This is a genomic window from Enterobacter cloacae complex sp. IR5418 (assembly GCF_049238105.1).
In the GTDB taxonomy this organism is placed as follows: Bacteria; Pseudomonadota; Gammaproteobacteria; order Enterobacterales; family Enterobacteriaceae; genus Enterobacter; species Enterobacter hormaechei.
Genome location: NZ_JBMKHS010000003.1, coordinates 156,787 through 173,708 on the forward strand (window position 1 = coordinate 156,787; position 16,922 = coordinate 173,708).

Here is a 16,922-nt window from a genome sequence, read left to right on the forward strand (position 1 = left end):
GGAAAACGCGACGCATGAAAGCAGCGGCAAAAACGCTAAAACCAAAACGCCAGGAAGAACAGGCCAACTTTGTCAGTTGGCGTTTTGCGTTGCTTTGCGGCTGCATTTTACTGGCGCTGGGTTTCCTGCTGGGACGCATGGCGTGGCTACAAATCATCGCGCCTGACATGCTGGTGCGTCAGGGGGATATGCGTTCTCTGCGCGTGCAGGAAGTGTCTACCTCTCGTGGGATGATCACTGACCGCTCCGGCCGTCCGCTGGCGGTGAGCGTGCCGGTGAAGGCGATCTGGGCCGATCCGAAAGAGCTACACGACGCAGGCGGGATCACTCTTGATAACCGCTGGAAGGCGCTCTCAGACGCGTTGAAAATGCCGCTGGATCAGCTGGCGTCACGCGTTAACGCCAACCCGAAAGGGCGCTTCATCTATCTTGCCCGTCAGGTGAACCCTGACATGGCTGACTACATTAAGAAACTGAAGCTGCCCGGCATTCATCTGCGGGAAGAATCCCGCCGTTACTATCCTTCCGGCGAAGTCACCGCACACCTGATTGGCTTCACCAACGTGGATAGCCAGGGGATTGAAGGTGTAGAAAAAAGCTTCGACAAATGGCTTACCGGCCAGCCCGGCGAGCGAATCGTGCGTAAAGACCGCTATGGTCGTGTTATCGAAGACATTTCCTCGACAGACAGCCAGGCCGCGCACAACCTGGCCCTGAGTATTGATGAGCGCTTGCAGGCGCTGGTCTATCGTGAGCTGAACAACGCCGTCGCGTTTAACAAGGCGGAATCGGGCAGTGCCGTGCTGGTGGATGTGGCGACAGGTGAAGTGCTGGCGATGGCCAGTAGCCCCTCATATAACCCGAACAATTTTGCCGGTACAGCAAAAGATGCAATGCGTAACCGCTCCATCACCGATGTGTTTGAACCCGGCTCGACCGTAAAACCCATGGTGGTGATGACGGCTCTACAGCGAGGCATCGTCAACGAAAATACCGTTCTGAATACGATCCCTTATCGAATTAACGGTCACGAAATTAAAGACGTGGCACGTTACAGCGAACTGACCCTGACCGGGGTCTTACAGAAGTCGAGTAACGTCGGTGTGTCAAAACTGGCGTTAGCGATGCCGTCCTCAGCGTTAGTAGATACTTACTCACGTTTTGGGCTGGGAAAGGCGACCAATTTGGGGTTGGTCGGAGAACGCAGTGGCTTATATCCTCAAAAACAACGGTGGTCTGACATAGAGAGGGCCACCTTCTCTTTCGGCTACGGGCTAATGGTAACCCCGTTACAGTTAGCGCGAGTCTACGCAACGATTGGCAGCTATGGCATTTATCGTCCGCTGTCGATCACCAAAGTTGATCCACCGGTTCCCGGTGAACGTGTTTTCCCGGAATCTATCGTTCGTACCGTCGTGCATATGATGGAAAGCGTCGCGCTGCCCGGTGGGGGTGGCGTGAAGGCCGCGATTAAGGGCTATCGCATCGCCATTAAAACCGGTACGGCGAAAAAAGTGGGGCCGGACGGCCGCTATATCAACAAATACATTGCCTATACCGCAGGCGTAGCGCCTGCAAGCAATCCGCGTTTTGCGCTGGTGGTCGTTATCAACGATCCGCAGGCGGGTAAATACTACGGCGGCGCCGTCTCCGCGCCTGTGTTCGGGGCTATTATGGGCGGCGTGTTGCGCACCATGAACATTGAACCGGATGCGCTGGCGACGGGCGAAAAAAGTGAATTTGTAATTAATCAAGGCGAGGGAACAGGTGGCAGATCGTAATTTGCGCGACCTTCTTGCTCCGTGGGTGCCTATGCTACCTGCGCGAGCACTGCGAGAGATGGTACTGGACAGCCGCGTAGCGGCTTCTGGCGATCTTTTTGTGGCAGTGGTGGGTCATCAGGCGGACGGGCGTCGTTATATCCCGCAGGCGATTGCGCAAGGTGTTGCTGCCATTATTGCTGAGGCCAAAGATGAGGCAACAGACGGTGAGATCCGTGAAATGCACGGCGTGCCGGTCATCTATCTCAGCCAACTGAATGAGCGTCTCTCCGCGCTGGCAGGACGTTTTTACAACGAACCTTCCGATCAGTTACAGCTGGTTGGCGTGACTGGAACCAACGGAAAAACCACCACCACTCAGCTGATGGCGCAGTGGGCGCAGCTGCTGGGCGAAACCGGCGCCGTCATGGGCACGGTGGGGAACGGTCTTCTGGGCAAAGTAAGCCCGACGGAAAACACCACTGGCTCGGCGGTTGACGTGCAGCGTGTGCTGGCAGGCCTTGCAGAGCAGGGGGCGACCTTCACGGCGATGGAAGTCTCCTCCCATGGGCTGGTACAACACCGCGTGGCAGCGCTGAAATTCGCTGCCTCTGTCTTTACTAACCTGAGCCGCGATCACCTTGATTATCATGGTGATATGGAGCACTACGAAGCGGCGAAATGGCTGCTTTATTCCACTCACCACCACGGGCAGGCCATCATCAACGCCGACGACGAAGTCGGTCGTCGCTGGCTGGAAAAACTGCCGGATGCGGTAGCGGTGTCGATGGAAGATCGCATCAATCCAAACTGTCGTGGCCGCTGGCTGAAGGCCGTTGAGGTGAACTACCACGACAGCGGGGCAACGATCCGCTTTGCTTCCACCTGGGGCGAAGGTGAAATTGAAAGCCGCCTGATGGGGGCCTTTAACGTCAGTAACCTGCTGCTGGCGCTGGCGACGCTGCTGGCGCTGGGTTATCCGATGGCGGATCTGCTGAAAACGGCTGAGCGTCTGCAACCGGTCTGTGGCCGTATGGAAGTGTTCAGCGCGCCGGGCAAGCCGACGGTGGTCGTGGATTACGCCCACACGCCGGATGCGCTGGAAAAAGCGCTGGAAGCGGCGCGCCTGCATTGCGCAGGTAAGCTCTGGTGCGTGTTTGGCTGCGGCGGCGATCGCGATAAGGGCAAACGTCCGCTGATGGGCGCGATCGCTGAGCAGTTCGCGGATATTCCGGTGGTGACCGATGACAACCCGCGTACCGAAGAGCCGCGCGCCATTATCAATGACATTCTGGCGGGCATGCTGGATGCGGGCCGTGCGCGCGTGGTCGAAGGCCGTGCGGAGGCCGTGACTAACGCCATTATGCAGGCGCAGGAGAACGATGTGGTTCTGCTGGCCGGTAAAGGTCATGAAGATTATCAGATTGTCGGCAATCGTCGTCTCGATTACTCCGACCGCGTGACGGCAGCGCGTCTGCTGGGAGTGGTGGCATGATTAGCATTACGTTAAGCCAGGCCGCTGCGGTATTGCAGGGGATGCTGCATGGTCAGGATCTGACCATTGAGGCTGTGACCACCGACACCCGTAAGGTGACGGCGGGCTGCCTGTTTGTGGCGCTGAAGGGCGAACGTTTTGACGCCCACGATTTTGCGCATCAGGCCAAAGAAAACGGCGCGGGCGCGCTGCTGGTCAGTCGTAAGCTCGATATCGATTTGCCGCAGATTGTGGTGAAAGATACGCGCCTGGCGTTTGGCGAGCTGGCGGCATGGGTTCGTCAGCAGGTGCCGACTCGCGTCGTGGCGCTGACGGGCTCCTCGGGTAAAACCTCCGTTAAAGAGATGACGGCGGCGATCCTTAGCCAGTGCGGTAACACGCTTTATACGGCGGGCAATCTTAATAATGACATCGGTGTGCCGATGACGCTGCTGCGCCTGACCCACGAGCATGAATATGCGGTGATTGAACTCGGGGCTAACCATCAGGGCGAAATCGCCTGGACCGTGAGCCTGACGCGTCCGGAAGCGGCGCTGGTGAATAACCTGGCGGCGGCACATCTTGAAGGTTTTGGTTCGCTGGCCGGTGTGGCGAAAGCGAAAGGTGAAATTTATACCGGCCTGCCGGATGACGGCATCGCCATTATGAATGCCGATAACAACGACTGGCTGAACTGGCAGAGCATCATTGGTTCACGCAAAACCTGGCGCTTCTCACCGAATGCGGCAAACAGTGATTTTTCGGCGACCAACATTCATGTGACGTCACACGGCACCGAGTTCACCCTCACAACCCCAACGGGCGACATCGACGTGCTGCTGCCCCTGCCGGGTCGTCATAACATCGCCAATGCGCTTGCTGCGGCCGCGCTCTCAATGGCGGTGGGTGCCTCACACGCTGCGATCAAAACGGGCCTGGCGAATTTAAAAGCCGTGCCGGGGCGTCTGTTCCCGATCCAGCTGGCTGAAAACAAACTCCTGCTGGATGACTCCTACAACGCCAACGTCGGCTCCATGACGGCGGCCGTGCAGGTCTTGTCTGAGATGCCGGGCTACCGTGTGATGGTTGTTGGCGATATGGCCGAGCTGGGTGATGAAAGCGAAGCCTGCCATGTTCAGGTGGGTGAAGCGGCGAAAGCCGCCGGGCTTGACCGCGTATTGAGCGCAGGCACGCTGAGCAAGGCTATCTCTGATGCCAGTGAAGTTGGCGAACATTTTGCCGATAAATCTGCTCTGATCGAACGCCTGAAGGCATTGATTGCAGAAAAACAGATTGTGACGGTTTTAGTTAAAGGTTCACGTAGTGCCGCCATGGAAGAGGTTGTGCACGCATTACAGGAGAACGGGACATGTTAGTTTGGCTGGCCGAACATTTGGTCAAATATTACTCAGGCTTTAACGTCTTTTCGTATCTGACGTTTCGCGCCATCGTCAGCCTGCTGACTGCGCTGTTCATCTCGCTGTGGATGGGCCCGCGCATGATTGCCCGTCTGCAAAAACTCTCTTTCGGCCAGGTTGTGCGTAACGACGGTCCGGAATCGCATTTCAGCAAGCGCGGTACGCCGACCATGGGCGGGATCATGATCCTGACCGCGATTGTGGTTTCCGTTCTGCTGTGGGCTTATCCGTCCAACCCTTACGTGTGGTGCGTGCTGACCGTTCTGGTTGGCTACGGGATCATCGGTTTTGTGGATGACTACCGCAAAGTTGTGCGCAAAGACACCAAGGGTTTGATTGCCCGCTGGAAGTATTTCTGGATGTCGGTAATTGCGCTGGGCGTGGCGTTTGCGCTTTACCTGGCGGGAAAAGACACCCCGGCCACCGAGCTGGTGGTGCCGTTCTTTAAAGACGTGATGCCGCAGCTGGGGCTGTTCTACATCCTGCTGGCCTATTTTGTCATCGTCGGCACCGGTAACGCCGTCAACCTGACCGATGGTCTGGACGGCCTGGCGATCATGCCAACCGTGTTTGTCGCTGGCGGCTTCGCGCTGGTGGCGTGGGCGACCGGTAACATGAACTTTGCTAATTATCTGCACATTCCGTATCTGCGCCACGCGGGTGAACTGGTGATCGTCTGTACGGCGATTGTCGGGGCGGGTCTGGGCTTCCTGTGGTTCAACACCTATCCGGCGCAGGTCTTTATGGGCGACGTCGGTTCACTGGCACTGGGCGGTGCACTGGGCATTATCGCCGTGCTGCTGCGTCAGGAGTTCCTGCTGGTGATCATGGGCGGTGTGTTTGTGGTTGAGACCCTGTCGGTGATTTTGCAGGTCGGTTCCTTCAAGCTGCGTGGTCAGCGCATCTTCCGTATGGCACCTATTCACCACCACTATGAACTGAAAGGCTGGCCGGAGCCGCGCGTCATTGTGCGTTTCTGGATTATTTCGCTGATGCTGGTGCTGATTGGCCTGGCAACGCTGAAGGTACGTTAATCATGGCAGATTACCAGGGCAAAAAAGTCGTTATCATCGGGTTGGGCCTTACTGGTCTCTCCTGCGTGGACTTTTTCCTTGCGCGCGGCGTGACGCCGCGCGTGATGGACACGCGTGTCTCTCCGCCGGGTCTGGACAAGCTGCCGGAGCAGGTTGAACGCCACCTGGGTGGTCTGAATGATGAGTGGCTGCTGGCCGCCGATCTGATTGTTGCCAGCCCGGGTATGGCGTTGGCGCATCCTTCGCTGAGTGCCGCGGCGGAGGCTGGCGTTGAGATTGTTGGCGATATCGAACTGTTCTGCCGGGAAGCGCAGGCGCCAATCGTTGCCATTACCGGTTCGAACGGTAAAAGCACCGTCACCACGCTGGTGGGAGAAATGGCGAAGGCGGCGGGCAAAAATGTCGGCGTCGGCGGTAATATTGGCCTGCCTGCGCTGATGCTGCTGGACAAAGGCTGCGAGCTGTACGTTCTGGAACTTTCCAGCTTCCAGCTTGAAACCACTTCAAGTCTGCATGCGGCGGCGGCGACGATCCTCAACGTCACCGAAGATCATATGGACAGATATCCGTTCGGCTTGCAGCAGTACCGCGCGGCCAAGCTGCGTGTTTATGAAAATGCCAAAGTTTGCGTCGTGAATGCCGATGATGCACTCACCATGCCGGTGCGCGGCGCAGACGATCGCTGCATCAGCTTCGGTATTAACATGGGTGACTATCACCTTAATCGTCAGCAGGGCGAAACCTGGCTGCGGGTGAAAGGTGAGAAGGTGCTGAACGTGAAAGAGATGATGCTTTCCGGCCAGCATAACTACACCAATGCCCTGGCGGCGCTGGCGCTGGCGGATGCCGTTGGCTTGCCGCGATCTTCAAGCCTGAAGGCGCTGACCACCTTTACCGGCCTGGCGCACCGCTTCCAGCTGGCGCTGGAGCACAACGGCGTACGCTGGATTAACGATTCCAAAGCGACCAACGTGGGGAGCACCGAGGCGGCACTGAACGGTTTGCACGTTGATGGCACGCTGCATCTGCTGCTGGGCGGCGACGGTAAATCGGCTGACTTCTCCTCGTTGAAGCAGTACCTCAACGGCGATAACGTGCGCCTGTATTGCTTTGGTCGCGATGGCAGTGAGCTGGCGGCATTGCGTCCTGAGGTTGCCGAGCAAACCGAGACCATGGAGCAGGCGATGCGGCTTATCGCCCCACGCGTGAAGCCCGGCGATATGGTGCTGCTCTCGCCAGCCTGTGCCAGCCTCGATCAATTCAAGAATTTCGAACAGCGGGGCGATCTCTTTACCCGCCTGGCGAAGGAGTTAGGCTGATGCGTTTATCTCTCCCTCGCCTGAAAATGCCGCGCCTGCCAGGATTTGGTATCCTGGTATGGCTGTTTACGGCGCTGAAAGGCTGGGTGATGGCTTCACGGGATAAAGATTCCGACAGCCTGATCATGTACGACCGCACGCTGTTCTGGCTTACGCTGGGGCTGGCGGCGATCGGCTTTATTATGGTCACCTCGGCGTCAATGCCTGTCGGACAGCGTCTGGCAAACGATCCGTTTCTGTTTGCCAAGCGTGACGGGCTGTACATCATTCTCGCGTTCTGCCTGGCAATGATCACCTTACGCCTGCCGATGTCGTTCTGGCAGCGGCACAGCACCGCCATGCTCATCGCCTCAATCATCATGCTGTTGATCGTACTGGTTGTCGGCAGTTCCGTTAACGGGGCATCGCGCTGGATTGCCTTCGGGCCGCTGCGTATTCAGCCAGCGGAATTTACCAAGCTGTCACTGTTCTGCTATCTGGCGAACTACCTGGTGCGTAAGGTTGATGAAGTGCGTAACAACCTGCGCGGCTTCTTAAAACCTATGGGCGTGATTCTGGTGCTCGCGATCCTGCTGCTGGCACAGCCCGACCTCGGTACGGTAGTTGTACTGTTTGTCACCACGCTGGCAATGCTGTTCCTGGCAGGGGCGAAGCTCTGGCAGTTCATCGCCATCATCGGAATGGGGATTTCGGCGGTGGTGCTGCTGATCCTCGCTGAACCATACCGTATCCGCCGTGTGACCTCGTTCTGGAACCCGTGGGAAGATCCCTTTGGCAGCGGTTATCAGCTGACGCAGTCGCTGATGGCGTTTGGCCGCGGCGAAGTCTGGGGACAAGGCCTGGGCAACTCGGTGCAAAAACTGGAGTATTTACCGGAGGCGCACACTGACTTCATCTTCTCCATTATTGGTGAAGAGCTGGGTTATATCGGTGTGGTATTGGCGCTATTAATGGTATTCTTCGTCGCTTTCCGCGCCATGTCGATTGGCCGTAAAGCGCTGGAGATCGACCACCGCTTCTCCGGTTTCCTGGCCTGCTCAATTGGTATCTGGTTTAGCTTCCAGGCGCTGGTAAACGTCGGGGCGGCGGCGGGTATGCTGCCGACCAAAGGTCTGACGTTGCCGTTGATCAGTTATGGTGGTTCGAGTCTGTTGATCATGTCGACAGCCATCATGTTTTTGTTACGCATAGATTATGAGACGCGTCTGGAGAAAGCCCAGGCGTTTACACGAGGTTCACGATGAATCAACCGAAGCGGTTAATGGTGATGGCAGGCGGTACCGGCGGACACGTGTTCCCGGGACTGGCGGTTGCGCACCATTTAATGGAACAGGGCTGGCAGGTACGCTGGCTGGGAACCGCAGACCGTATGGAAGCCGACCTGGTACCAAAACACGGTATCGAGATCGACTTTATTCGTATTTCTGGCCTTCGTGGCAAAGGGATCAAGGCGCTGCTGCTGGCGCCGGTGCGCATTTTCAATGCCTGGCGTCAGGCGCGCGCCATTATGAAGCGTTTTAAGCCCGACGTCGTTCTCGGCATGGGCGGTTATGTTTCCGGTCCTGGCGGACTGGCGGCGTGGTCACTGGGCATCCCCGTTGTTCTGCATGAGCAGAACGGTATTGCTGGCTTGACCAACAAATGGCTGGCAAAAATCGCCACCAAAGTTATGCAGGCCTTCCCTGGGGCATTTCCGAAAGCGGATGTTGTAGGGAATCCGGTGCGTGTGGACGTGCTGGCGCTGCCGCTGCCAGATGCGCGTCTGGCGGGGCGCGAAGGGCCGGTGCGCGTGCTGGTCGTCGGTGGTTCCCAGGGCGCTCGCATTTTAAACCAGACGATGCCGCAGGTTGCGGCAAAACTGGGCGATGCCGTGACCCTCTGGCACCAGAGCGGGAAGGGCGCTCAGCAGACCGTTGAGCAGGCCTACGCGCAGGAAGGTCAGCCGCAGCATAAAGTGACTGAATTTATTGATGATATGGCCGCAGCCTATGCCTGGGCCGATGTCGTGGTCTGTCGTTCGGGCGCGCTGACGGTGAGCGAAATCGCCGCCGCCGGTTTGCCGGCGCTGTTCGTGCCGTTCCAGCACAAGGACAGACAGCAGTACTGGAATGCGCTGCCGCTTGAGAAAGCGGGTGCCGCGAAGATTTTTGAGCAGCCACAATTTACCGCCGATGCGGTCGCCAACACCCTGGCGGGCTGGAACCGGGATGTATTACTGGAGATGGCGCAACGCGCACGCGCGACCGCTATCCCGGATGCAACGGAACGGGTGGCAAAAGAAGTGAGCCTGGCAGCCCAGGCATAATTCTCGCAGCGCGTGTTGCGCTGCACGATTTTTTTGAAGTAGTCGATGGCGTTTAGAGAATGAATACACAACAACTGGCAAAACTGCGTTCTATCGTGCCCGAGATGCGTCGCGTCCGGCACATTCACTTTGTCGGCATCGGTGGTGCTGGCATGGGCGGTATTGCCGAAGTGTTAGCTAACGAAGGCTATCAGATCAGCGGGTCTGACCTGGCGCCAAACCCTGTTACGCAGCAGCTGGCGTCGCTGGGGGCGACTATCTATTTCAATCATCGCCCGGAAAACGTGAGCGATGCGAGCGTGGTTGTGGTGTCCAGCGCGATCTCTGCGGATAACCCGGAAATCGTTGCGGCGCATGAGGCGCGTATTCCGGTGATCCGTCGCGCGGAAATGCTGGCGGAACTGATGCGTTTCCGTCACGGCATTGCGGTGGCCGGTACGCACGGTAAAACCACCACAACAGCGATGGTCTCCAGCATTTATGCGGAAGCGGGTCTCGATCCGACATTCGTCAACGGTGGTCTGGTGAAAGCCGCTGGCGTACACGCGCGTCTGGGCCACAGCCGTTATCTGATTGCAGAAGCGGATGAGAGCGACGCGTCGTTCCTGCATCTCCAGCCGATGGTGGCGATTGTCACCAATATCGAAGCTGACCATATGGATACCTACCAGGGCGACTTCGAGAACTTAAAGCAGACCTTTATCAATTTCCTGCACAACCTGCCGTTCTATGGCCGAGCGGTGATGTGCGTGGACGATCCGGTTATTCGCGAACTGCTGCCGCGCGTCGGGCGTCAAATTACGACCTACGGCTTCAGTGAAGACGCTGATGTACGCGTAGAAGATTACAAGCAGGTTGGTGCGCAGGGGCATTTTACGCTGGCACGTCAGGATAAAGAGCTTCTGCATGTGACCCTGAACGCTCCGGGACGTCACAACGCCCTCAATGCGGCGGCGGCGGTGGCTGTTGCGACAGAAGAAGGCATTGACGATGAGGCGATCCTGCGCGCGCTGGAGAGTTTCCAGGGGACGGGCCGTCGCTTCGACTTCCTCGGTGAATTCCCGCTGGAGCCAGTAAACGGTAAGCCTGGCACAGCGATGCTGGTTGACGATTACGGTCACCACCCGACCGAGGTGGACGCAACCATCAAAGCGGCACGCGCGGGTTGGCCGGAAAAGAATCTGGTCATGATCTTCCAGCCGCACCGTTACACGCGTACTCGCGATCTGTACGACGATTTTGCCAACGTGCTTTCGCAGGTTGATACCCTGCTGATGCTGGATGTGTATGCCGCGGGCGAAACGCCGATTCCGGGCGCGGACAGTCGTTCTTTATGTCGTACCATCCGCGGACGCGGTAAAGTGGATCCTATTCTGGTTCCCGACCCGGCGCAGGTGGCTGAAATGCTCGCCCCGGTTCTGACAGGTAACGATCTGATCTTGATTCAGGGCGCGGGAAATATCGGCAAAATCGCCCGTACCTTAGCTGAAATCAAACTGAAGCCGCAAACTCAGGAGGACGAGCGTCATGGCTGATAAGATTGCTGTCCTGTTTGGCGGCACTTCCGCTGAACGCGAAGTTTCCCTGAATTCGGGCGCTGCCGTGCTGGCGGGCCTGCGTGAAGGTGGCGTAGACGCGCACCCGGTTGATCCGAAAGAGGTGGACGTTACGCAACTGAAAGCGATGGGCTTCGATAAAGCCTTTATCGCGTTGCACGGTCGCGGCGGTGAAGATGGCACGTTACAGGGGCTGCTGGAGCTGATCGGTATGCCGTATACCGGCAGCGGCGTAATGGCATCGGCCCTCTCCATGGATAAGCTGCGCAGCAAACTGCTGTGGCAGGGCGCGGGTCTGCCCGTTGCGCCATGGGTTGCACTGACGCGTCGTGAATTTGAATTGGGCCTGTCGGACAGCGTTAATACACGCATTGCGGCACTGGGCTTACCGGTTATTGTTAAGCCGAGCCGTGAAGGGTCGAGCGTGGGAATGTCCAAAGTTGATAAAGCTGTAGATTTGGCTGACGCTTTAGCACTGGCATTTCAACATGATGAAGAAGTTCTGATTGAAAAATGGCTTAGCGGACCGGAATTTACCGTCGCGATGCTTGGCGAAGAAATTTTACCGTCAATTCGCATCCAACCCGCCGGAGTCTTCTATGATTATGAGGCGAAGTATCTCTCTGATGAGACGCAATATTTCTGCCCAGCTGGTCTTGAAGCAGCACGTGAAGCCGAATTACAGTCTCTGGTGCTTAAAGCCTGGAATGTTCTGGGATGTCGTGGCTGGGGACGCATTGACGTGATGCTTGACGGTGACGGGCAATTTTATCTGCTGGAAGCAAATACGTCTCCGGGTATGACCAGCCATAGCCTTGTGCCGATGGCGGCGCGTCAGGCGGGAATGAGCTTCTCGCAATTAGTCGTACGTATTCTGGACCAGGCGGGCTGATATGTCTCAGGCTGCATTGAACACGCGCAACCGCGATGACGAAGAAGAATATTCCTCTTCGCGCCGGAGTAATGGAACGCGTCTTGCAGGGATCATCTTCCTGCTCGGGGTGCTGTGCACCGTGTTTATCAGCGGCTGGATGGTGCTGGGCTGGATGGAAGACGCGCAGCGGTTGCCGCTGTCGAAGCTGGTGGTGACCGGGGAGCGTCACTACACGCGTAACGATGATATTCGCCAGTCGATTCTGGCGCTTGGGTCGCCTGGCACCTTTATGACGCAGGACGTCAACATTATTCAGAGTCAGATTGAACGTCTGCCGTGGATAAAACAGGCGAGTGTCAGAAAGCAATGGCCTGATGAATTGAAGATTCATCTGGTTGAATATGTGCCGATTGCGCGTTGGAATGATCAGCATATGGTTGACGTAGACGGAAATTCGTTCAGCGTCCCGAGCGATCGTGTCAACAAGCAGAATTTACCGATGTTGTATGGCCCGGAAGGCAGCGAAAACGAAGTATTGCAGGGTTTTCGTGAGATGGGGCAGGTGCTGGCTAAGGATCGCTTTACGTTAAAAGATGCTGCGATGACGGCGCGCCGTTCCTGGCAGTTGACCTTAACGAATGGCATTAAGCTCAATCTTGGCCGTGGCGACACAATGAAACGTCTGGCGCGATTTGTAGAACTTTACCCGGTTTTACAGCAGCAGGCGCAGACGGATGGCAAACGGATAAGCTACGTTGATTTGCGCTATGACTCAGGCGCAGCAGTCGGTTGGGAGCTGGCTCCGGTCGAGGAACCTAATCAGCAACAAAATCAGGCACAGGTACAGGCAGAACAACAATGATCAAGTCGACGGACAGAAAATTGGTAGTAGGACTGGAGATTGGCACCGCGAAGGTCGCCGCTTTGGTAGGGGAAGTTCTGCCCGACGGTATGGTCAATATCATTGGCGTGGGCAGCTGCCCCTCCCGTGGTATGGATAAAGGTGGGGTAAACGACCTTGAGTCGGTGGTGAAATGCGTTCAGCGCGCCATCGACCAGGCTGAATTGATGGCAGATTGCCAGATTTCCTCTGTCTATCTGGCCCTTTCTGGTAAGCACATCAGCTGCCAGAATGAAATCGGTATGGTGCCGATTTCCGAAGAAGAAGTGACGCAGGAAGACGTGGAGAACGTTGTCCACACGGCGAAATCCGTGCGTGTTCGCGACGAGCACCGTGTGCTGCATGTGATCCCGCAGGAATACGCGATCGACTACCAGGAAGGCATCAAGAATCCGGTCGGTCTGTCGGGCGTGCGTATGCAGGCAAAAGTGCACCTGATCACATGTCACAACGATATGGCGAAGAACATTGTAAAAGCCGTTGAACGTTGTGGCCTGAAAGTTGACCAACTTATTTTCGCCGGTCTTGCCGCGAGCTACTCCGTACTGACCGAAGACGAACGTGAACTGGGCGTCTGTGTGGTCGATATTGGTGGTGGTACAATGGACATGGCTGTCTATACCGGCGGTGCGCTGCGCCACACCAAAGTGATCCCGTACGCCGGGAATGTGGTGACCAGCGATATCGCTTACGCCTTTGGTACGCCACCGAGCGATGCAGAGGCGATTAAAGTGCGCCATGGTTGCGCGCTGGGCTCTATCGTCGGCAAAGACGAGAGCGTTGAAGTGCCGAGCGTAGGGGGGCGACCGCCGCGCAGCCTGCAACGCCAGACGCTGGCAGAGGTGATTGAGCCGCGTTATACCGAGCTGCTCAACCTGGTCAACGAAGAGATTTTGCAGTTACAGGAACAGCTTCGCCAGCAGGGTGTGAAACATCATCTCGCGGCGGGGATTGTATTAACCGGCGGGGCAGCGCAAATTGAAGGTCTTGCGGCCTGCGCTCAGCGCGTGTTCCATACGCAGGTGCGTATTGGTGCGCCGCTGAATATCACCGGTTTAACGGATTATGCTCAGGAGCCGTACTATTCAACGGCGGTGGGCCTGCTGCACTACGGGAAAGAATCCCATTTAAGTGGTGAGGCAGAGGTGGAAAAACGCGTCTCGGTGGGGTCGTGGGTCAAACGACTTAACACCTGGTTGCGAAAAGAATTTTAATTTTTTAAGAGACCGGAGAGAATTAGCGGTCTCGGGCGACAGGCACAACGGAGAGAGAGATTATGTTTGAACCTATGGAATTAACCAACGACGCGGTGATTAAAGTCATCGGCGTCGGTGGCGGCGGCGGTAACGCCGTAGAGCACATGGTGCGCGAGCGCATTGAAGGTGTTGAATTCTTCGCGGTGAACACCGATGCGCAGGCACTGCGTAAAACGGCTGTTGGCCAGACGATTCAGATCGGTGGTGGCATCACCAAAGGTCTGGGAGCAGGGGCTAACCCGGAAGTGGGCCGCAACGCGGCTGAAGAAGATCGTGAAGCGCTGCGCGCTGCACTGGACGGTGCAGACATGGTCTTCATCGCAGCGGGTATGGGTGGCGGTACAGGTACCGGTGCAGCACCTGTTGTGGCGGAAGTCGCTAAAGATTTAGGTATTCTGACCGTTGCCGTCGTGACCAAGCCTTTCAACTTTGAAGGCAAGAAGCGTATGGCTTTCGCGGAGCAGGGTATCACCGAGCTGTCCAAACACGTGGACTCTCTGATTACCATCCCGAACGACAAACTGCTGAAAGTGCTGGGTCGCGGTATCTCTCTGCTGGACGCCTTTGGCGCGGCAAACGACGTGCTGAAAGGTGCGGTTCAGGGTATCGCTGAACTGATTACCCGTCCTGGCCTGATGAACGTTGACTTTGCAGACGTTCGCACCGTGATGTCCGAGATGGGCTACGCGATGATGGGCTCTGGCGTGGCAAGCGGTGAAGACCGTGCGGAAGAAGCCGCTGAAATGGCGATCTCTTCTCCACTGCTGGAAGATATCGATCTGTCTGGTGCGCGCGGCGTGCTGGTCAACATCACCGCTGGCTTTGACCTGCGTCTGGATGAGTTCGAAACCGTGGGTAACACCATCCGTGCATTCGCCTCTGACAACGCGACCGTCGTGATCGGCACCTCCCTTGACCCGGAAATGAACGACGAACTGCGTGTGACCGTTGTGGCCACCGGTATCGGTATGGACAAGCGTCCTGAGATCACCCTGGTGACCAATAAACAGACTCAGCAGCCGGTGATGGATCGTTACCAGCAGCACGGCATGGCGCCTCTGACTCAGGAGCAAAAACCGGCTGCGAAAGTGGTGAACGACCCGACTCCACAAACGGCAAAAGAGCCAGATTATCTGGATATCCCGGCGTTCCTGCGTAAGCAAGCTGACTAAGAATTGGCTGGAATTTGGGGATTTGCGCTCTTTGTGCTAAACTGGCCCACCGTTAGTGATATACACTCTCGGTTGGATAGTTAATTTGGCGAGATTATACGATGATCAAACAAAGGACACTTAAACGTATCGTTCAGGCGACGGGTGTCGGTTTACATACCGGCAAGAAAGTCACGCTGACGTTACGCCCTGCGCCGGCCAATACCGGGGTCATCTATCGTCGCACCGACTTGAATCCACCGGTAGATTTTCCGGCCGATGCCAAATCTGTGCGTGATACTATGCTCTGTACTTGTCTGGTGAACGAGCATGACGTGCGGATTTCTACCGTAGAGCACCTGAACGCCGCCCTGGCGGGTCTGGGTATCGACAACATTATTGTTGAAGTCGATGCGCCAGAGATCCCGATCATGGACGGGAGTGCTGCTCCGTTCGTTTATTTGTTGCTGGATGCCGGCATCGAAGAACTGAACTGCGCGAAGAAATTTGTTCGCATTAAAGAGACCGTTCGCGTCGAAGATGGCGACAAATGGGCTGAATTCAAACCGTACAATGGTTTCTCGTTGGACTTCACCATCGATTTTAACCATCCGGCGATTGACTCCAGCACCCAGCGCTATGCGATGAACTTCTCTGCGGATGCGTTTATGCGTCAGATCAGCCGAGCACGTACCTTCGGCTTTATGCGTGATATCGAATATCTGCAATCCCGCGGCCTGTGCCTGGGCGGCAGCTTCGATTGTGCCATCGTTGTTGACGATTATCGCGTACTGAACGAAGACGGCCTGCGTTTTGAAGATGAATTTGTTCGTCACAAAATGCTGGACGCGATCGGCGACCTCTTCATGTGTGGTCACAATATCATTGGTGCCTTTACCGCGTTTAAATCCGGTCATGCACTGAACAACAAACTGTTGCAGGCAGTCCTGGCAAAACAGGAAGCCTGGGAATACGTGACCTTCGAAGACGAAGCTGAACTGCCGCTGGCGTTCAAAGCACCAACTATGGTCCTGGCGTAACGGTTCACACCGTTTCGTAAGAAAAGCGACTGGTTCACCTGGTACTCTCTCCGACCAGGGAAGCCAGTCGTTTTTATTTCTACCCTTCTTTAATTGTCCCTCTCACCCTCGGCCTGTGTCGGGTGCCGAATAACGGTGTGTTCGCTGCATTATTGACCGTTTTTACCTGCTGCAAGGTGTCATTCCTGCTGCTGTATATTGGCTTTAGTGGTAATATCTGGGCGCTAAAAAAGAATAACTGAACTCAGCCTGCACTAGCGGGCGAACGTGGTGGAGCAAGTGAGCGGAATACTGACGCGCTGGCGACAATTTGGCAGACGTTACTTCTGGCCGCATCTCTTATTAGGGATGGTCGCGGCGAGTTTCGGCTTGCCTGTGCTCAGCAACAGTGCAGACGCGGCGACACCCACCCGTTCCAGCACCACCAAACACGATCTTACTACGCGGGTTAATTTTACTAATCTCGCATGGCTTGAAGCCAGCCGTCGTCCTAATTTCTCCGTTGATTACTGGCAGCAACACGCCATTCGCACGGTTATTCGCCATCTGTCGTTCGCGATGGCGCCGCAGACGATGCCTGTTGCCGAAGAGACGCTGCCGGTTCAGGCTCAGCATCTTGCCCTGCTCGATACGCTTAACGCGCTTCTGACCCAGGACAACCAGCCGCCTGTGACCGTGACTCAGACGGCGCAAACGGATTTTGTTTCCCCCGCATCCTTCTCTGTTTCGACATGGATTAGCCAGGTTCACGGCATCCGTGCCGGGCCTCAACGCCTCAGCTAAATTAACCTTTTTCAATACCTTAATTTATCTGCCCGTCTGGGGCGTTTGAGA

The 16,922-nt window shown here is 56.4% G+C and carries 14 protein-coding genes; all 14 read left to right on the forward strand.

Annotated features, from left to right (window positions below; all coding sequences use genetic code 11):
* The first annotated feature begins 14 nt into the window (after window positions 1-14).
* The 14 genes from ACOTX7_RS04045 to secM all read left to right on the forward strand — a co-directional run bounded on the left by ACOTX7_RS04045 (window position 15) and on the right by secM (window position 16,871).
* Entirely contained in the window at window positions 15-1,781 is a 1,767-nt protein-coding gene (locus ACOTX7_RS04045) for a peptidoglycan glycosyltransferase FtsI (protein ID WP_221256916.1), read from the forward strand.
* Entirely contained in the window at window positions 1,768-3,255 is a 1,488-nt protein-coding gene (gene murE / locus ACOTX7_RS04050) for a UDP-N-acetylmuramoyl-L-alanyl-D-glutamate--2,6-diaminopimelate ligase (RefSeq protein ID WP_048339480.1), read from the forward strand. The genes ACOTX7_RS04045 and murE overlap by 14 nt, the downstream gene beginning before the upstream one ends.
* Window positions 3,252-4,610: a UDP-N-acetylmuramoyl-tripeptide--D-alanyl-D-alanine ligase gene (gene murF / locus ACOTX7_RS04055; protein WP_221256917.1), complete on the forward strand. Its 1,359-nt coding sequence runs from the start codon at window positions 3,252-3,254 to the stop codon at window positions 4,608-4,610. Before murE ends, murF begins: the two co-directional genes overlap by 4 nt.
* Window positions 4,604-5,686 carry a phospho-N-acetylmuramoyl-pentapeptide-transferase gene (mraY, locus tag ACOTX7_RS04060; RefSeq protein ID WP_003856353.1) on the forward strand — a complete coding sequence of 361 codons (1,083 nt, stop codon included), beginning with the start codon at window positions 4,604-4,606 and terminating at the stop codon, window positions 5,684-5,686. Before murF ends, mraY begins: the two co-directional genes overlap by 7 nt.
* Window positions 5,687-5,688: 2 nt before the next feature.
* On the forward strand, window positions 5,689-7,005 hold the full coding sequence (murD, locus tag ACOTX7_RS04065; protein WP_006810116.1) for a UDP-N-acetylmuramoyl-L-alanine--D-glutamate ligase: 1,317 nt from the start codon (window positions 5,689-5,691) through the stop codon (window positions 7,003-7,005).
* Complete coding sequence (gene ftsW / locus ACOTX7_RS04070) at window positions 7,005-8,249, forward strand: cell division protein FtsW (RefSeq protein ID WP_006810115.1); 1,245 nt, start codon at window positions 7,005-7,007, stop codon at window positions 8,247-8,249. The genes murD and ftsW overlap by 1 nt, the downstream gene beginning before the upstream one ends.
* The gene (gene murG, locus ACOTX7_RS04075) at window positions 8,246-9,310 is read left to right on the forward strand and encodes an undecaprenyldiphospho-muramoylpentapeptide beta-N-acetylglucosaminyltransferase (RefSeq protein ID WP_205922259.1); all 1,065 of its coding nucleotides are present in this window, start codon (window positions 8,246-8,248) and stop codon (window positions 9,308-9,310) included. Before ftsW ends, murG begins: the two co-directional genes overlap by 4 nt.
* 59 nt (window positions 9,311-9,369) lie before the next feature.
* Window positions 9,370-10,845: a UDP-N-acetylmuramate--L-alanine ligase gene (murC, locus tag ACOTX7_RS04080; RefSeq protein WP_006810113.1), complete on the forward strand. Its 1,476-nt coding sequence runs from the start codon at window positions 9,370-9,372 to the stop codon at window positions 10,843-10,845.
* Complete coding sequence (locus tag ACOTX7_RS04085; protein WP_221256918.1) at window positions 10,838-11,758, forward strand: D-alanine--D-alanine ligase; 921 nt, start codon at window positions 10,838-10,840, stop codon at window positions 11,756-11,758. Before murC ends, ACOTX7_RS04085 begins: the two co-directional genes overlap by 8 nt.
* 1 nt (window position 11,759) lies before the next feature.
* On the forward strand, window positions 11,760-12,602 hold the full coding sequence (ftsQ, locus tag ACOTX7_RS04090) for a cell division protein FtsQ (RefSeq protein ID WP_221256919.1): 843 nt from the start codon (window positions 11,760-11,762) through the stop codon (window positions 12,600-12,602).
* The gene (ftsA, locus tag ACOTX7_RS04095; protein WP_003856340.1) at window positions 12,599-13,855 is read left to right on the forward strand and encodes a cell division protein FtsA; all 1,257 of its coding nucleotides are present in this window, start codon (window positions 12,599-12,601) and stop codon (window positions 13,853-13,855) included. The genes ftsQ and ftsA overlap by 4 nt, the downstream gene beginning before the upstream one ends.
* Before the next feature lie 62 nt (window positions 13,856-13,917).
* Entirely contained in the window at window positions 13,918-15,069 is a 1,152-nt protein-coding gene (gene ftsZ / locus ACOTX7_RS04100) for a cell division protein FtsZ (RefSeq protein WP_003856338.1), read from the forward strand.
* A 101-nt stretch (window positions 15,070-15,170) separates the two neighbouring features.
* A complete protein-coding gene (lpxC, locus tag ACOTX7_RS04105; RefSeq protein WP_006810110.1) occupies window positions 15,171-16,088 on the forward strand; it encodes a UDP-3-O-acyl-N-acetylglucosamine deacetylase in 918 nt (305 codons plus the stop codon).
* Between the two features lie 279 nt (window positions 16,089-16,367).
* Window positions 16,368-16,871, forward strand: coding sequence for a secA translation cis-regulator SecM (secM, locus tag ACOTX7_RS04110; RefSeq protein WP_006810109.1), 504 nt, complete (start codon window positions 16,368-16,370; stop codon window positions 16,869-16,871).
* The last annotated feature ends 51 nt before the right edge of the window (window positions 16,872-16,922 follow it).